Here is a 16,815-nt window from a genome sequence, read left to right as displayed (position 1 = left end):
CCCGGCGTCGAACCTCCCCCGCCGAATGAGGCCGTGATCACGTCGGCCGGGCAACCCCGGTTTCGGACGGGGAAAGCCGGTGAGGTGAACTGGACCCAGCGGCAGACGCTGATGATCGCAGTCCGGAGGAGTCGAGTGTGACGGCAGGCAACACAGTCCAGGCCGAACGGCCCGAGGTGATCGCCGAGGCGAGCCGTCGCCGGACGTTCGCCGTCATCAGCCACCCCGACGCCGGCAAGTCGACGCTGACCGAGGCACTGGCGCTCCACGCACAGGTGATCTCGCAGGCCGGCGCCGTGCACGGCAAGGCCGGACGACGTGGGGTGACCTCGGACTGGATGGAGATGGAACGCGCACGCGGCATCTCCATCACCTCCGCCGCGCTGCAGTTCGTCTACGGCGACACCGTGATCAACCTGCTGGACACGCCGGGGCACGCGGACTTCTCCGAAGACACCTACCGGGTCCTCTCGGCCGTCGACTCCGCCGTCATGCTGCTCGACGCCGCCAAGGGACTGGAGCCGCAGACGCTGAAACTGTTCGACGTCTGCCGCTACCGCGGGATCCCGGTGATCACCTTCATCAACAAGTGGGACCGGCCGGGCCGGGAAGCCTTGCAGTTGTGCGACGAGCTCACCGACCGGATCGGCCTGCAACCCATGCCGCTGACCTGGCCGGTCGGGACGGCCGGACACCTGCGCGGCGTCCTCGACGTCTCGAGCGGGGAGTTCGTTCGCTACCTTCCCACCGCGCACGGGACGACCCTCGCGCTGGACGAGCGTCTCGGCGCCCAGGAGGCGGAGGCCGACCTCGGCGCCGACTGGACGCAGGCCCAGGAGGAATCGGAGCTCCTGCGCGCCGCAGACGGCGAGTTCGACGCGTCCCGCTTCTTCGCCGCCACCGCGACCCCGGTGCTGTTCGGCGCGGCCGTCCGCAACTTCGGCGTCCGCCATCTGCTGGACCTACTGGTCGAACTCGCGCCGCGGCCCGCCCCGCGCGCGGACGCCGAGAGCCGGATCCGCGCCTTGGACGCGCCGTTCTCGGCGTTCGTGTTCAAGGTCCAGACCGGAATGGACCCCGCGCACCGCGACCAGGTGGCGTTCGCCCGCGTGTGCTCCGGGGTGTTCGAACGCGGCATGGTCGTCACCAACGCCACCACCGGCAAACCCTTCGCCACCAAATACGTGCAGCAGGTGTTCGGCCAGCAACGCTCCACAGTGGACACCGCCTATCCAGGGGACGTCATCGGGCTGGTCAACGCCACCGCGCTGCGGGTCGGCGACACGCTGCACTCCGGCAAGCCCGCCGTGCGGTTCCCCGGCCTGCCCAGCTTCGCCCCCGCTCATTTCGCCGTCGCCCGGCCCACCGATCTCGGCCGCGCCAAGCAGTTCCGCAAGGGTGTCGAGCAGCTCGGCGCGGAGGGCGTGGTACAGGTGCTGCGGTCGGACCTGCGCGGTGACGCCGCACCGGTGTTCGCCGCTGTCGGGCCTATGCAGTTCGAGGTCGCCGCCCACCGCATGGAGGCCGAATTCGGCTCACCGATCCGGCTGGATCATCTGTCCTACCAGGTGGCCCGGCGCCTCACCGACCCCAGCCAGCGTCCCCTCGTGGACAAGGGCCGAAACAGCGAGGTCCTCACTCGCCTCGACGGCGCCGACCTTGCCCTCTTCGCCGACGAATTGGCACTGCGGCTCGTGATGCGAGCGAATCCCGACCTGGCGCTGGAGCCCTTGGTGGCCGAGGGCGGCTGATCGACGCCGCCCCCGGCTGCGCGCGGCCAGGCAAGCAGAGCGAACGCGAGATACGTCTCCAAACACGCGAGATACGTCTTTAAACACGCGAGAACCGTGTCTGATCACGCGAGTGCGGTACTACGTCACCCCACTCGCTCGCCGATCAGGACGACGAAACGGAATAACTGTTCGACGAGAAGTTCATCCCGCCGCTGGACGACGTGATCTCGAAGCCGAACTGCACTTCACCGACCGTCACGTCGCCGTACCAGCCGCGGTTCTTGATCCAGTTCAGCACGGCGAGCACGTCGACCGAACCCGCGTTCGTGTTGGAAGTGCGCAGGAACGAGAACACCGCGTTGGCGCCGTTGCTCCCCCGGTAGACGTCCCAGGTGTGGCCGCCCACGGAGACCGTGGTCTCCTTCGAGCCGATCGCGCCCACCGCGCCCTGCTTGTTCATCCACAGCATGATCTCGTAGGCGTTGTTGTTCGCCCAGATGTCGTACGCCGTCGCGTATGCGCCGCCACCCGGCCTGGAGACGTTGAAACTGCTGGAAAGGCTCCGCAGTCCGCTCAACTGGCGGCCGACGTTCTTCGCCGAATGCGGATACGACTTCACCCCACCGGTGTTCGGGTGGTTCGCCCAGACGCCGAAGTTGCTGTAGGAGTTCGCCCAGATCGACTGCGGGCCGGCGCCTCCGCCCCAGACGTTGTTGCGGACGGTGTAGCCGCCGTTCGACCAGCTCCCCCACTTGTCCGAAGAGTTCCAGGTGGCAGCTTGTGCCGTCCCTCCTATCACCAGTGTGGCGACCAACGCCAGGACGACACTGCCCATCAAGGATCGCGTTTGCCTACGCATAGCCGGGTTCCTTCCGTGCCTTTTCACCAAATGGACCGCTACCGCAGAGAAAACGTGCTGATTCTCGAATCGGAGGTGAAGACCAGGTAGACGTCGTGACGTCCACTCAGCCCGGACAACGTCGTGGTGGTCGTCGAGTACGTGTACTTGTCGCCGGTACTGGCGATCCGCGCGGTTCCCGCCAGTCTGCCGCGCGGGCCGCCGAGCCGGATTTCCACAGTGGACGTTCCCGTTTCGGCGCGAGCCGTCCTGGCGGTGAATGTCCTCGCCCCGGGCGCGAAGTCCACGTCGCTGAAGCGCAGCCAGTCTCCCGCGCCGACACCGACCGCGTCGCCGCGGACCTTGCTTTCGTCGACCAGTTCGACACCCGAGTAGTCGTCGAAGTCGATCGCCCTGGTGTCCCGCGTCAGGTCGCGCGGCGGGATCTGCTCGCCACGCACGGGAAGCACCGAGCGCAGCCGGATGTCGGAAGCGGACGCGCCGACCATCACGTCGTGGACGGACGATTCCAGCACCCATTTGCCCCGGGTGACGTCCCAATGCCGGAGGTCGGGCACCGACAGGCGCACAGTCTTGGTCTGCCCAGGCTCCAGGCGCACCCGCTCGAAGTCACGGAGCCGCTGATGCGGTTGTTTGTCGCGGGAGACGAGCTGATGGGTGTAGAGCTGCACCACCTCGTCGCCGACGCGTTTCCCGGTGTTGGTCACCTTCACCGTCGCTTCGAACGTCCCTTGTGGACCCGGCTTGCCGAGGCGCAGGTCGCTGTAGCGGAAGTTCGTGTAGGACAGGCCGTGTCCGAAGGCGTAGAGCGGGTCACCGGTGAAGTACTGGTAGGTGCTGCCGCGTTTCATGATGTCGTAGTCGAGGATGTCCGGGAGTTCGTCGTCCGAGCGGTACCAGGTCTGGGTGAGGCGGCCCGCCGGGTTCACATCGCCGTACAGCACGTCGGCGAGCGCGTTGCCGGTCTCCTGACCGGCGTGTGAGGTCCACACGATCGCCGGGATGTTCTCCTGCTCCCAGTTCAAGGTCGTGGGATAGCTGTTCTCCACCACCACGACGGTGTTCGGATTCGCCGCGCGCACGGCCTTGATCAGCTCGCTCTGGCTGCCCGCCAGCGCCGTCGAGGTGCGGTCGTGGTCTTCCCTGCCGTTGATGAACGGCATGCTGCCCACGACCACGACCGCCGTTTCGGCCGATCGCGCCGCCTTCACCGCGCTGTCGATGCCTGAGGTCAGCTGCTCCTTGCGGAACTTGGTCGCTCCCGCCGCGTTCGGCGAGCCCAAGGTCAGCGTGCCGTCGGCGGCGACGGTGAGGTAGCTGTTCGGCCCGTCCCAGTCGTTCGGGAGCTCGTAACCGGCGTACCTGATCACGACCGTGCCGTCACCCGCGTCCTCCAGTTCGAACTGCTGGTGGACGAACCAGTCCCGCGGCTGCGGCGCCTGGTTGAGGAACGGGCTGGTGGCATCGGCGAGATTCTGGCGCTCGACGTACTTCCCGTTCGCGACACTGCGCAAGGTCAGCACGCCGTCGCCCCACTCGAAGGCGTCGAACTGTTCCGTGGCCCCGACGCTGGTGGCGCCGGTCTTGAGCACCGCGCCCGCATCGCCGGCGCCGCCGCCGAGGTACTTGCCGGTGGTGGCGTCGCGCAAGGCGATCCGGTCGACGGCCTCGGTGTCGGTGACCTGTGCCCCGCCGCCGAGCCGCGCGCGGATCCCGTCCAGCGGGGTCACCTTGTACGGCAGTCCGCCGGAGTACCAGTCGGTGTACAGGGTCTTCTCCAGCGGCCCGATGACCGCGACACCGCGCTTCGGGTCCAGCGGGAGGGCACCGCGGTCGTTCTTCAGCAGCACCATGGCCTCGCCCGCCGACTTGCGGGCGAGCTGCCGGTGCGCCGGACTGTTGACCACGTCCTTGCCGATCTTGGCGTACGGGCCGCCGTCCGGATCGAAGTCACCGAGCCGGAAGCGGATGCTCAGGACGTGCTTCACCGCCTTGTCGATGTCGGCCTCGGCGAGCAACCCCTTGGCGAGCGCGGACGTGATGATCTTGATGGTGGGGCCGGGGTTCTGGTTGTCGACGGTGAAGCCGTCGAGACCGGCTTTGAGGGTGGCCGCGAAGCCTTCCTCGTTGGTCGCGTAGTACTTCTCGGAACCTGTCAGGTTGTACGGGGCGGACGCGTCGCTGACGTTGTAGAGCGTCTTGCCGGTCCAGGTCCGCACGACGTCGTTCAGGTCGGGGTTGACCGTCGCGGGCCTTCCGTTGACAAGGTTGTACGACCCCATCACGCCGGTCGCCGCGTCGGCCGCGATGGCCGGTTTGAACGCCTGCTCGTCGTATTCGCGCAGCACTCGCGGGCGCAGGTTGGACGACGTGGTGTCGCGGCGGATCTCGTTGTTGTTGGCCAGGTAGTGCTTCAGTACCGGAGCGGTTTTGAGGTACTCCGGATGGTCGCCGGTCATCCCCTTGCCGTACGCCGTCGAGATGGCCCCGGTCAGCAGCGGATCTTCGGAGTACCCCTCCTCGTTGCGCCCCCATCGCGGATCACGCAGCAGGTTCACCACCGGCGCCCACAGCTGAAGCCCCCAGAATCCGGGATCCTGCGAGTGGTAACCCCTCGCCTCGTCACCGACGACCGCGCCGACCTGTTCGATCAAGGCCGGGTCCCAGGTCGAAGCGAGCCCGATCGCCTGGGGGAAGACCGTGGCGTTCGCGGTCACGACGGCGCCGTTCGTGCGCTCCGTCGTCCAGCCGAGGCCGTGGAGGGCTTCGGTTCCCGTTTTGAATTCGGGGATGCCCAGCCGCGGGATCGCCGGCTGGAACTGGTGCAGCAAGGACACCTTCTCCGCGAGGGTCAGCCGCCCCACCAGGTCGTCCACCCGCGTGGCCAGTGGAAGGCCCGGATCACGGAACGGAAGAGCGTTCAGCTCGTCCGCGACCGCGGGTGAGGCGAGGCCAAGCACCAGGGCGATCGTCGTGGCGACCATGCCCATCCGGCGTGGGCGGACAAGGAGAGCTGCTCTGCTCATGAAGACTCCATCGCGAGATAATCGAAGCGCTTCGACGAAACGGGGCGGCGATACTCGGCGAGTTTCGTGCGGTGGTGATCGTGGGGCGATCGAGCGAGAGATTCGATTGTCGAAACGATTCGACAGTCGCGTTAAGGCGATGTTAGCGGACAGGACACGGCGAGACAATGCTCGCTCGGCCGTCTCGTGCCGTCGGCGTATCCGTCTGGCACTCTCGAACACAGTGGACAGTTCCCGCCCGGAAGGAATCCCCGTTGACCTCCCAGATCGAACCCACCGGCCTCACGCTCGAACAGAAGGCTTCACTGCTGTCCGGCCGCGACTTCTGGCACACCGAGGCGATCGAGGCCGCGGGGATCCCGTCGATCCTGCTCTCCGACGGCCCGCACGGCCTGCGAAGGCAGGACAGCGAGGCGGACAACCTCGGCGTCCACGACAGCGTGTCCGCCACGTGTTTCCCGCCGTCGGTCGCGGTGGGTTCCAGCTGGGATCCCGAGGTCGCCGCGCGGATCGGCGCGGCCATCGGCAGGGAAGCCCGCGCGGCCGGGGTCTCGGTGGTACTCGGTCCGGGCGTGAACATCAAGCGGTCCCCGTTGTGCGGCCGGAATTTCGAGTACTACTCCGAAGACCCGTTGCTGAGCGGGGTGCTCGCCAGCGCCTATGTGCGGGCCATGCAGGCCGAAGGCGCGGGCGCGTCGGTGAAGCATTTCGCGGCCAACAACCAGGAGACCGACCGGATGCGGGTCAGCGTGGAGGTCGACGAGCGGACCCTGCGCGAGATCTACTTCCCGGTGTTCGAACGTGTCGTGACCGAAGCGCATCCGGCGACGGTGATGTGCTCGTACAACCGGGTCAACGGCGTCTACGCCTCCCAGAACCGCCGTCTGCTCACCGACGTCCTTCGCGACGAATGGGGTTTCGACGGCGCCGTCGTCTCGGACTGGGGCGCGGTGAACGACCGGGTCGCCGCGCTCGTGGCCGGGCTGGACCTCGAGATGCCGGGCACCGGCGGCAGCGGCGACGCCGAGATCGTGGCAGCGGTGCGGAGCGGAGAACTCGACGAGGCCGTCGTCGACCGGAGTGTCCGCCGGGTTCTCGCCCTCACCGGCCGGGCGTTGCCGCCGAGCGGCGACGTGGACCCCGGCGAGCAGCACCGGGTGGCGAAAGAGGTCGCCGCCGACTGCGCCGTCCTGCTGAAGAACGACCGGGACACGCTGCCCCTGACCACGCGGTCGGCGGTGGCGGTCATCGGCGAGTTCGCCGCGAACCCCCGCTTCCAGGGCGGCGGCAGCTCCCACGTCAATCCCACCCGGGTCGACACCGCGCTCGACGCGATCCGGGCACTGGGCGAATCCGTGACCTACGCGAGCGGCCTTGCCGACAACGCCGTCGAGATCGCCCGTGAGGCGGACGTCGCGGTGGTCTTCGCCGGTCTGGGCGAAAGGGACGAATCCGAGGGCTTCGACCGGGACACCATCGACCTCCCCGCGGCGCAGGTGGAACTCATCAAGGCGGTCGCGGCGGCGAGCAGGCGCGCCGTGGTCGTCCTCTCCCACGGCGGCGTGGTGTCACTGGAGGGCTGGCACGACGACGTCGACGCCGTTCTCGACGGCTGGCTGCTCGGCCAGGCAGGCGGCAGCGCGCTCGCCGACCTCATCTTCGGCGTCACCAACCCGTCGGGGCATCTCGCCGAGAGCATTCCGTTGCGTTTGCAGGACAACCCCAGCTATCTCAACTTCCCCGGCGAGTCGGGCCACGTCCGATACGGCGAAGGGGTCATGGTCGGCTATCGCTACTACGAAACCGCCGAGGTCGCGGTCCGGTACCCCTTCGGCCACGGCTTGTCCTACACGACTTTCGAAACCGGCGAACCGACGGTCACGGCGACGGGCGACGACTCCGCCACCGTCGCGGTGAACGTCACCAACACCGGAACCCGGACCGGTAAACACGTCGTCCAGGTCTACGTCGCCACCGGCGCGGCTCCCGTCCGCAGCCCGGCACGGGAGCTCCGCGCGTTCGCCAAGATCTTGCTCGAACCTGGCGAGACCCGGCGGGTCGAGCTCGCCCTCGATCGCCGCGCTTTCGCCTGGTACGACATCGAACTGTGCCGATGGGTGGTCTCGCCCGGCGAGTACACCGTCCAGATCGGCCTCAGCGCCGCGCACGTCGTCGCCGAAGCGCCCATCACGCTGGCCGGCGACGTCATCATCCCGGTCCTGTCGATCGACTCGACGGTCGAGGAGTGGTTCGGCCACCCGATCGTGGGTCCCGAGCTCGGCGAGCTGCTCGCCGGGCAGAGCAACCGGGTCGAGAGCAGCGTGGACTGGATGCGGATGGTCGCTTCGATGCCGATGCGCCAGTTCACCAAACTCATGGCCTATCGTGGTGTCGACCTGCCCACCGACGCCTTGCCGCGGTTGATCGAGCTGAGCAAGGGCTGAGCCCGTCGAATCGATTCGACTCCCTCTATCATCGGCTGATGGTCACCATCGCAGACGTCGCCCGGGCGGCCGGGGTCTCCCCGAGCACCGTGTCCTACGTGCTGTCCGGACGGCGTTCGATCTCGGAGGACACCCGCCGCCGCGTCCAGCACAGCATCAGCGAACTCGGTTACCACCCGAACGCGGGCGCCCGCGCGCTGGCCAGCAGCCGCACCAACGTGCTCGCGCTCGTCGTCCCGCTGCGGACGGACCTGAACGTCCCGGTGGTCATGCAGTTCGTCGCGGCCACCGTCACCGAGGCACGCACCTACGACCACGACGTCCTCCTGCTGACCAAGAACGAAGGTCCGGACGGCCTGCGCCGGATCGCCGCGTCCGCCATCGCGGACGCGCTGATCGTGATGGACGTCGAAACCTCCGAGCCCCGCCTCCCGGTGCTGAGATCCTTGCACCGGCCGGTGGTGTTGATCGGGGTTCCCTCCGACCCCGGCGACCTGACCTGCGTCGATCTCGACTTCACCGCCGCCGGCGCCGCGAGCGTCACGCATCTGGCCGACCTCGGCCATCGCGAGGTCGCGTTGATCGGCCCCTCCCCCGCGGTCTACAAACGCGGCACGAGCTACGCGGGACGTTTCCTGCGCGGCTTCCGCCAGACGGCCACGAAACGCAAGGTCCGCGCCGGTTCGTTCCCCTGCGCGCCTTCCTACGACGCGCTGCGTGACTGTCTTGACGACGTGTTCGCCGAACACCCTGGCGTCACCGGGCTGGTCGTGCACAACGAGGCCATCCTCGGCCCGTTGCTGTCCGAACTGAACCATCGCGGCAAGCAGGTTCCCCAGGACATCTCGGTGCTGGCCGTCTGCCCGGAGGACATGGCCGAGGCGCAGTCCGTCCAGCTCACGTCGATCGCCATCCCCGCCGCCGAACTCGGCAGCCTCGCCGTCGAGATGGCGATGCGCCGTCTCGACGACGGAGGCCAGGCCGAGGTCCGGCTGCTGTCACCCCGCCTGACCGAACGGGGCAGCACCGGCCCGGCCCCTTCCTAGGTGTCGCGTGGCGTGCGCCCAATGTGGCATTGGAGGCGCTGAGCGTCCCCCATGCCACATTGGGCGCGCACTCCTGCTGCCCTACGGGGAGCCGGCGCCGCGGATGGTCAAGGCACTTCCCGCCGCCACGATTGGCTCGTCATCCTCGGGAAAGGCCACCTGCCAGCCGTCGGGTGCGGAGTCGACGTCGATATGGACGCTGTCGCCCTCCCGACGGGTGCGGAACGTCGAGCCGCCGACGGTGGTGGTGATCCTGGTGCCGTCCTCCAGCCGGTACAGCCGCAACGTGACGCCGGCGGCATAGTCGTAGTCCGGCCGGTCGTCGACGGCGCCCAGCGGCAGAACGGTGTTGGGACGCACCAGCAGCGGGACGGTGAGCATGTCGCAGACGGTGGTCACCCACCTCGGCCCCTGGATCTCGTCGCCGGTGAAGAAGTCGGTCCACACACCGTCCGGGACGAAGTACGTCACTTCTCCCTCGTCCGAGAACACCGGCGCCACCAGGAGCGAGTCGCCGAGCATGTACTGCCGCTCCAGGTGGACGCACGCCGGATCGGCCGGAAACTCCAGCGCCATCGCCCGCATCATCGGCGTGCCCTCGGCCGCCGCCTGTGCCGCCGCTTGCCACAGGTACGGCATCAGCCGCGCCTTGAGCTTGGAGAACACCCGTAGGACGTCGACGGCCTCCTCGTCGAACAGCCAGGGCACCCGATAGGACGAACTGCCGTGCAACCTGCTGTGCGAGGACAGCATCCCGAACGCGATCCAGCGTTTGAACAGCGCCGGATCCGGGGTGCCCTCGAAGCCGCCGATGTCGTGGCTCCAGTACCCGAAACCGGACAGGCCGAGCGAAAGGCCGCCACGCAGGCTCTCGGCCATCGACTCGTACGTCGATTCGCAGTCGCCGCCCCAGTGCACCGGGAACTGTTGCGAGCCCGCGGTCGCCGAGCGCGCGAACACGACGGCTTCGCCCTCCCCGCGCCGTTCGCGGAGCACGTCGAAGACGGTCTGGTTGTAGAGATAGGTGTAGTAGTTGTGCATCCGCTCGGGATCGGATCCGTCGAAGTAGACGACGTCCGTCGGCACCCGCTCGCCGAAGTCGGTCTTGAAACAGTCCACGCCTTGTTCGAGCAGAGCGTCCAATTTGGACGCGTACCACTCACGCGCGGCGGGGTTGGTGAAGTCGACCAGCGCCATCCCCGGCTGCCAGAGATCCCACTGCCACACGTCGCCGTTCGGTTTCCGCAGCAGGTACCCGCCCGCGACGCCCTCGGCGAACAACGGTGACCGTTGCGCCACATACGGGTTGATCCACACCGAGATGCGCAGGTCGCGGGCCTTCAGCCGCTCCAGCATGCCGACGGGGTCCGGGAACGTCCGCGGGTCCCATTCGAAGTCGCACCAGTTGAACTCGCGCATCCAGAAGCAGTCGAAGTGGAACACGCTCAGCGGCAGGTCGCGTTCGATCATGCCGTCGACGAATCCCGAGACGGTCTCCTCGTCGTAGGACGTGGTGAACGACGTCGACAGCCACAGCCCGAAGGACCACGCGGGCGGGAGCGCCGGTCTGCCGGTCAGCGCCGTGTACTTGCGCAGGATCTCCTTCGGGCTCGGACCGTAGATCACGAAGTACTCCAGCGACTGGCCCACGACGCTGAACTGCACCCGCGACACCGCTTCCGAGGCGACCTCGAAGGACACGTGCCCCGGATGATTGACGAACACGCCGTAGCCGGCGTTGGTCAGATAGAACGGGACGTTCTTGTAGGCCTGTTCACTGCTCGTGCCGGCGTCGGCGTTCCAGATGTCGACGACCTGCCCATTGCGCACCAGCGGTCCGAATCGCTCGCCGAGCCCGTAGACCTGGGCCCCCACGGAGAGGTCCAGCTGGTCGCGGACATGATGCTCGCCGTCGAGGCTCATGAAGCCCATCCCCTTGGCCCCGCTGGTGGTGAGCACCTTGCCGTCCGCGACGAAGTCGACCTTCCACCCCTCGCCGCGATGCAGCCGGACCGACAGTGCGCCCGCGGTGAGCGTGTGCCCGTCCTCGGAGACTTTCGCCTCCTCGCCGACGGTCGACAGCCTGAAGCGGGGCTCTCGCGGCAGCCCGCCCTCGAAATGCGTGACGCTCACCCCGATCACGTCCGGCATCGGCGAGGAGAATCCGACCGTCGCCACCGGTCCCTTCAACAGGTCGCCGCGGTGGCGGACGGGATGGGTCGGCGCGTGCACCACGATCCGGCCGTCCTCCGCGGTGAGGTCGTACACCTCCACCGGATGCGCCGCCTGTACCCCGTCGCGCAGCAGCCAGTAGCCGTTGCTGAACTTCATTTGACCGCCCCTGCCGTGATGCCACGTGTCAACGTCCGCTGGAAGATCAGGAAGAAGGCGATCGCCGGGATGACCCCGAGCAACGCCGAGGCACTGGTCATGGTCGCGTCCATCATCCGCTGGCCCTGCAGCACACCCAGTGCGACCGGGACGGTCTGGGTGTCGTTGGAGATCAGCAGGATCAGCGGCAGGAAGAACTCGTTCCACGTCCAGATGAAGAAGAACACGAACAGCACGCCGAGAGTGGGCCTGCTGATCGGCACCACGATCCGCACCAGGGTCTGCCATTTGTTCGCGCCGTCGAGATAGGCGGCCTCGAGCAGTTCGTGCGGGAATCCGACGAACGTCGAGGACAGCAGGTAGGTGCCGAACGCTGCCTGGATGATCGTGAAGATGATGATCACGCCGAGCTGGGTGTCGTAGAGACCGGTCTCGTTGGCGAGGAAGTACAGCGGGTACGCCAATGCTTCCTGCGGCAGCGTGTTCGCGATGAGGAAGGCGACCAGGATCCACGTCCGGCCGCGGACCCTGCCGATGCCCAGCGCGTAGGCGTTCAGCACCGAGATCACCACCGCGAGCACCGCGACCGACCCGCTGATCACGACGCTGTTGAGCAGTTTCTGCCCAAACCCGACCCGGACCCAGAAGTCGATCAGCCCTTGCAGGTACACCCCGTCCGGAAAGGACAGTGGGCCGTCCGCCGCGTATTCGGCCGGGGACTTCAGCGCGTTCAGCGCCACGACCAGGAACGGCGCCAGCATCACGACCGCGAGAACGATCAACGACCAGAGCGTCACCTGCCGTTTCACGCGTGCTCACCCCGCCTCTGGACACGGAGGAACACCGTGGTGAGCACGAGGATCAGCACCGTGAGCACGGTCGCGATCGCCGCGCCGTAGCCGACCTGGGTCTTCTCGAAGAAGTTCTGGAACGAGTAGTACGACGGCACGTTGGTCGACCCTCCCGGGCCTCCCCTGGTCAGCACGTAGATCGGCCCGAACACCTTCAGCGCGGCGATGGTGCAGGTCAGCAGGACCACGAAGACCTCGGGCCGCAGCTGTGGCACCGTCACATGCCAGAACCGGCCCCACCACGACGCGCCGTCCAGTTCCGCCGCCTCGTGCAGCGAGGGATCCGCACGCTGCATCCCCGCCATGAAGATGACCACCGGATAGCCGACCTGGATCCACACCATCACGCCCATCACGCTCCACAGCGCGAAATCCGGATCGCCCAGCCAGTTCTGGCCGAGCGAGCCGAGCCCGACGGCGGAGAGGAGTTCGTTCACCGCGCCCTCGGGCGCGAGTATCCAGCTCCACACGATCCCGGCGACCGCGATCGGCAGCACCTGCGGCAGGTAGACGCAGGCTCGCAGCACGCTGGCCGCCCGCGTCCCGAACCGTTTGGCCACGAAGTCGAACAGCGCGGCCGCGATCACCAGCCCCGCCACGGTCGGCACGATGGCCATCGCCACCACCAGCCCGAGGTTGTGGCGGAACGACGCCCAGAAGACGTCGTCCGCGAACAACCGCCGGTAGTTGTCCAGCCCTGTCCACTTCGGATCGCCGGCGCCGGACCACTGGGTGAAGCTGATGCCGATGTTCATCGCGAACGGCACCAGGATCACCGCGACCAGCAGCACCGCGCCGGGGATCAGGAAGAGCAGGTAGTTTCCCCGTCCCCTGGTCATTTGCCGACGTTCGCCAGATTCTCCTCGTAGGGCTTGGCGAGTTCGTCGAGCACCTGCGACGGCTGGGCGCTCGAGGTGATGAGTTTCTGCGTCGCCGAAACGTGGACGTCGTAGTATCCGGGAGCGGGCCAGTCGGGATAGAACGCCAGCCTGTCCTGTGTGGACAGAGTGGTGAAGTCCTCCACCAGATCCTTCAGCCGCGGCTCGGCCGGCGGCGTGGGGCTGTTCACCACCGGGACACCGCCTGCCTCACGGAGCTTGTCCTGGACGGGCTGGGACATCGTGATCGCGATGAAGTCGAGCGCGAGGTCGCGGTTCTTCGCGCCCTTGGGAATGACCCACATGTTGCCCGCGGAACCGGAGGTCATCCCCGGCCACGGGACCGAACCCCACTGGAAGCCCTTGATGCTCTGGACCAGCCTGCCGTACCACCAGCTGCCGCTGATCATGATCGGGTACTTGCCCTGCATGAACGACATGCCCATCGCCTCGGCGTCGACGCCGGCGGCATCCTTGCTGATGTAGCCCTTCTTCACCCAATCGGCGAAGGTCGTCGCGCCGTAGGTCCACGCGGCGTCGTGGAAGTCCACCTTGCCGGTGTAGCGCTGGTAGCGGTCCACCCAGCCGCGGTCGGCCTTGGTGAGGGCGAGCTGGTACAGGACTTGGTGCGCCGGGTACTCCGAGCCGCCGACGGCCAGCGGCGTGACCCCGGCACCGGCGAACTTGGCCATGGCCGCGGTCAGCTGCTCGATGGTCCTCGGCTCCTCGAGGCCCTGCTGCGCGAACATGTCCTTGTTGTAGAAGATCTTCACGTACTCGGCGTAGTTCGGGACGCCGTACCAGCTGCCGGATCCCATCACGCCGTTCTCGTCGTAACGGGCGGTGGTCTGGAGGGCCGGGTTGAGCTGCTTGTCCCAGCCGCGTTTGGCGACCTCTTCGCTGATGTCGGTCAGCAGTCCTTGTTTGGACAGCAGTCCCGCGGTGGCGTTCCCCTTGTTGTACTCCAGGACATCCGGCGCGTCGCCCGAATTGAGCACCATCGGCGCCGTCTTCTGGATCTGTTCGAAGCCCTTCTCTTCGAAGGCGACCTTGACGCCGGGATGGCTCGCTTCGAACTGCTTGATCGCCTCGGCCCAGGCCACGCCCATCGCACTGTCCGGCGCCTCGTAGTGCCACAGCTTCAGGGTCTTCGGGTCACCGCTGCCGGATCCGGACCCGCAGCCCGCGATGGCCAGCATGGCGACCATCGCGGCGGCCAGTACTCGCTTCGACATCAGAGGTCCCTCCAGAGAAGTCGGTGATACCCGCCGGCCATCGTGGCCTCCTTCGGAATCCGCGGTGACCCGAACTGTCGAAGCGCTTCGATGGACACGATAGGACCGCGCGCCCGGTCAGCACAACGTCTTGACCGGGCGCGCTCCCACCTCTACTGTCAGGCCCTTTTCGCCGGCCCCGCGAAAGCCCCTTGACGTGTCTGGAGGCGTATGACACGCGATGCGTGAGTTACGCCTCCAATCACGTGAGTTACGGCTTCAATCACACGAGTTGCGTCTCTGATCACGCGAGTTGCGGGCCGAACCGGACGGGATGGTCCGCGACCGGAGTGGGGTCGAGGGTGCCGGTGCGGGCAAAGGTTGCCCAGACGGCACGGAGGGCGGCGCCGAAGGCGTCGACCTCGGGCCACGGGACCTTGCCGAGCATCGGGCTGTCCTGCCAGGCCCGCTCGGTGCCGAGCAGCAGCGGCAGTTCCAGGCAATGGGTGGCGCCGAACTCGGACCCCTCGGGCCGCCAGTCCAGGCGATACGAGAAGACATCGGCCCCGGCCGAGCGCAGCCGGTCGCCGAAAGCGGCCAGCGGTTCGACGTAGATCTCGTCGGTACCGGCGGCGCCGGGGAACGCGGTCATGTCGTCGGCGTTCCAGCCGTACAGCACTTCGAGGTCGCGCACGTTGTCCGCGAACGACGCCTTGTCGAGCGTGTCCACCGGAATGAACGCGGGCTCCATCGGGTCACCGGTGAGCCGCAGGTTGGTCAAGGCGGTTTCCCTCTGCGCCGCAAGGATTTCCGTGATTCCGGCGGTGCGCGGGTCGGTGCCCAGCGCGTCGGCGAACACCTGGCCGACTTTCTCCGCCCGCTCGGGCGAGCGAGAGCCGAGGCCGAGCGGCGCGCTCTGCAGGATCGCCCGCCGGAACAGGCCACGTGCCTCGGGCAGGTCCATCAGCAGCCGGATGGAGATGCCGCCCGCGGACTGCCCGGCGACCGTCACGTTGTCCGGGTCACCGCCGTAGGCCTCGATGTTGGCCCGTACCCAGCGCAGCGCCTCGAGCTGGTCGGCCAGCCCGAGGTTGCCGGGGCTGACGCCGTCCAGGTACAGGTAGCCGAGCGCGCCGAGCCGGTAGTTGACGCCGACCACCACCAGGTCGCCTCCGGCCGCCAGCGCGCCGCCGTCGTACCAGTCCAGCAACCCGCCACCGCTGGAGAATCCGCCACCGTGCAGCCACACCAGCACCGGCCTGCGTCCGTCATCCAGGCCGGGGGTGCTGATCGTCAGGTTGAGACAGTCCTCGCCCTGCGGCAGGCGATCGCGCGGCGGTCCCATCACGCGGTCCAGCCGGGACGGCGGTTGCGGACTGATCTCCCCGCTGGACGGCGTCCGCGCCGAAACGGCGACCGGCGGCGCGAACCGCGCCGCTGTGGCATAGCGAATCGGTCCGGTTCGGACAATCGTGGTCATACGCACCTCGCGGGTAGGATCGGCTGGTGATCTTGCCTCGCCTGCTGGACGGCCGACTGAAATTCCGCCATCTCGTCCTGCTCGACGCGCTGGCCAGGCAGGGCACCGTGGTCGGGGCCGCCGCCGAGTTGCACGTGACGCAGCCGGTGGCCACCCGAAGTCTGCACGAACTCGAAGAGATCCTCGACGTGCGGTTGTTCGAACGCGGCCCGCGCGGCATCACCCCGACCGTGTTCGGCGAGGCGTTCACCGGGCACGCTCGCGCGGTGCTCGCCCAGCTCGAGCAGGCTGGGCGGCACGTCGCCGAGCTGGCCGACGCCGAGCGCGGCACGGTGGTGGTCGGCACCCATCTCGCGGGGTCGAACATGCTGCTGCCGCGCGCGATCTCGGCGATCAAGACCGAGCGGCCGTACCTGACCATCGTGGTCCGCGAGGGCTCTCCCGAAGCACTGCTGGTGGAGCTGGAGGCGGGCCGGGTCGACCTGATCATCGGCAGGCTGACAGCGCCTTCGGACGAGCGGATCGAACGGCGCAAGCTGTACGACGAGTCGGTGGATCTGGTGGTGCGCACAGCGCATCCGCTGGCGGGCGCCACCGGCGTCGAGCTGGCCGACCTCGCCGAGTATCCGTGGATCCTGCCGGGAGCGGAGACCGCGCTGCGCCGCGAGCTGGAACAGTTGTTCACCCGCAACGGCTTCCCGCTCCCGGCGAACCGGGTGGAGACCACGTCGTTCCTCACCGTGCGGCAGTTGCTGCTCGAGACCGATGTGATCGCCGCGCTGCCGAGCCTGATCACCAAGGACGATCCGAGGATCACCAGGGTCGCGCTGGCGCTGGAACCCATCGGCCACAGCGTCGGACTCACCCTGCCCGCCCAGCGCACGCTCAGCCCGTCGGTAGACGCGCTGATCCGCAGCCTGACCGACGTCGCTACCGGAATGTCCCCTTAGGAC

At 67.8% G+C, this 16,815-nt stretch carries 11 protein-coding genes; 4 read left to right on the top strand and 7 right to left on the bottom strand.

Annotated elements, in window-relative coordinates; translation table 11 throughout:
• The first annotated feature begins 137 nt into the window (after positions 1-137).
• On the top strand, positions 138-1,751 hold the full coding sequence (locus tag DL991_RS26920) for a peptide chain release factor 3 (RefSeq protein WP_125787130.1): 1,614 nt from the start codon (positions 138-140) through the stop codon (positions 1,749-1,751).
• Between the two features lie 145 nt (positions 1,752-1,896).
• Here the strand turns inward: DL991_RS26920 and DL991_RS26915 are convergent, their stop codons facing one another.
• Both DL991_RS26915 and DL991_RS26910 read right to left on the bottom strand, forming a co-directional pair.
• A complete protein-coding gene (locus DL991_RS26915; RefSeq protein WP_125787129.1) occupies positions 1,897-2,592 on the bottom strand; it encodes a hypothetical protein in 696 nt (231 codons plus the stop codon).
• Between the two features lie 38 nt (positions 2,593-2,630).
• Positions 2,631-5,618 (bottom strand): glycoside hydrolase family 3 protein, encoded by a 2,988-nt coding sequence (locus DL991_RS26910; protein ID WP_199754059.1) that lies wholly within the window; start codon positions 5,616-5,618, stop codon positions 2,631-2,633.
• A 254-nt stretch (positions 5,619-5,872) separates the two neighbouring features.
• On the opposite strand from DL991_RS26910, the gene DL991_RS26905 reads away from it, so the two are divergent.
• Together DL991_RS26905 and DL991_RS26900 are read left to right on the top strand one after the other, a co-directional pair.
• Complete coding sequence (locus DL991_RS26905; RefSeq protein ID WP_233599003.1) at positions 5,873-8,062, top strand: glycoside hydrolase family 3 C-terminal domain-containing protein; 2,190 nt, start codon at positions 5,873-5,875, stop codon at positions 8,060-8,062.
• Between the two features lie 38 nt (positions 8,063-8,100).
• Complete coding sequence (locus tag DL991_RS26900; protein ID WP_125787127.1) at positions 8,101-9,108, top strand: LacI family DNA-binding transcriptional regulator; 1,008 nt, start codon at positions 8,101-8,103, stop codon at positions 9,106-9,108.
• A gap of 81 nt (positions 9,109-9,189) precedes the next feature.
• On the opposite strand, the gene yicI is transcribed toward DL991_RS26900, so the two are convergent.
• The 5 genes from yicI to DL991_RS26875 all read right to left on the bottom strand — a co-directional run bounded on the left by yicI (position 9,190) and on the right by DL991_RS26875 (position 15,862).
• Positions 9,190-11,439, bottom strand: coding sequence for an alpha-xylosidase (gene yicI / locus DL991_RS26895; RefSeq protein WP_125787126.1), 2,250 nt, complete (start codon positions 11,437-11,439; stop codon positions 9,190-9,192).
• Positions 11,436-12,248 carry a carbohydrate ABC transporter permease gene (locus tag DL991_RS26890; protein ID WP_199746693.1) on the bottom strand — a complete coding sequence of 271 codons (813 nt, stop codon included), beginning with the start codon at positions 12,246-12,248 and terminating at the stop codon, positions 11,436-11,438. The genes yicI and DL991_RS26890 overlap by 4 nt, the downstream gene beginning before the upstream one ends.
• Positions 12,245-13,129 (bottom strand): carbohydrate ABC transporter permease, encoded by an 885-nt coding sequence (locus DL991_RS26885; RefSeq protein ID WP_125787125.1) that lies wholly within the window; start codon positions 13,127-13,129, stop codon positions 12,245-12,247. Before DL991_RS26885 ends, DL991_RS26890 begins: the two co-directional genes overlap by 4 nt.
• Complete coding sequence (locus DL991_RS26880) at positions 13,126-14,403, bottom strand: ABC transporter substrate-binding protein (RefSeq protein WP_125787124.1); 1,278 nt, start codon at positions 14,401-14,403, stop codon at positions 13,126-13,128. The genes DL991_RS26885 and DL991_RS26880 overlap by 4 nt, the downstream gene beginning before the upstream one ends.
• Positions 14,404-14,686: 283 nt before the next feature.
• Positions 14,687-15,862, bottom strand: a complete 1,176-nt coding sequence (locus DL991_RS26875) for a carboxylesterase family protein (protein ID WP_125787123.1) — start codon at positions 15,860-15,862, stop codon at positions 14,687-14,689.
• A gap of 26 nt (positions 15,863-15,888) precedes the next feature.
• Between DL991_RS26875 and DL991_RS26870 the strand changes: the two genes are divergently transcribed.
• Complete coding sequence (locus tag DL991_RS26870) at positions 15,889-16,812, top strand: LysR substrate-binding domain-containing protein (RefSeq protein ID WP_125787122.1); 924 nt, start codon at positions 15,889-15,891, stop codon at positions 16,810-16,812.
• Positions 16,813-16,815: the final 3 nt, after the last annotated feature.

This window comes from Amycolatopsis sp. WAC 01375, assembly GCF_003947325.1.
In the GTDB taxonomy this organism is placed as follows: Bacteria; Actinomycetota; Actinomycetes; order Mycobacteriales; family Pseudonocardiaceae; genus Amycolatopsis.
The sequence above is the reverse complement of the archived record's forward strand: the minus strand, read 5'-3'. Positions and strand labels throughout refer to the sequence as shown.

What these genes read in the sequence shown, in the direction of transcription:
- DL991_RS26915 (WP_125787129.1), bottom strand. Translation starts at nt 2,592, where the DNA reads ATGCGTAGGCAAACGCGATCCTTGATGGGCAGTGTCGTCCTGGCGTTG.
- DL991_RS26910 (WP_199754059.1), bottom strand. Translation starts at nt 5,618, where the DNA reads ATGAGCAGAGCAGCTCTCCTTGTCCGCCCACGCCGGATGGGCATGGTC.
- DL991_RS26900 (WP_125787127.1), top strand. Translation starts at nt 8,101, where the DNA reads ATGGTCACCATCGCAGACGTCGCCCGGGCGGCCGGGGTCTCCCCGAGC.
- yicI (WP_125787126.1), bottom strand. Translation starts at nt 11,439, where the DNA reads ATGAAGTTCAGCAACGGCTACTGGCTGCTGCGCGACGGGGTACAGGCG.
- DL991_RS26885 (WP_125787125.1), bottom strand. Translation starts at nt 13,129, where the DNA reads ATGACCAGGGGACGGGGAAACTACCTGCTCTTCCTGATCCCCGGCGCG.
- DL991_RS26880 (WP_125787124.1), bottom strand. Translation starts at nt 14,403, where the DNA reads ATGTCGAAGCGAGTACTGGCCGCCGCGATGGTCGCCATGCTGGCCATC.
- DL991_RS26875 (WP_125787123.1), bottom strand. Translation starts at nt 15,862, where the DNA reads ATGACCACGATTGTCCGAACCGGACCGATTCGCTATGCCACAGCGGCG.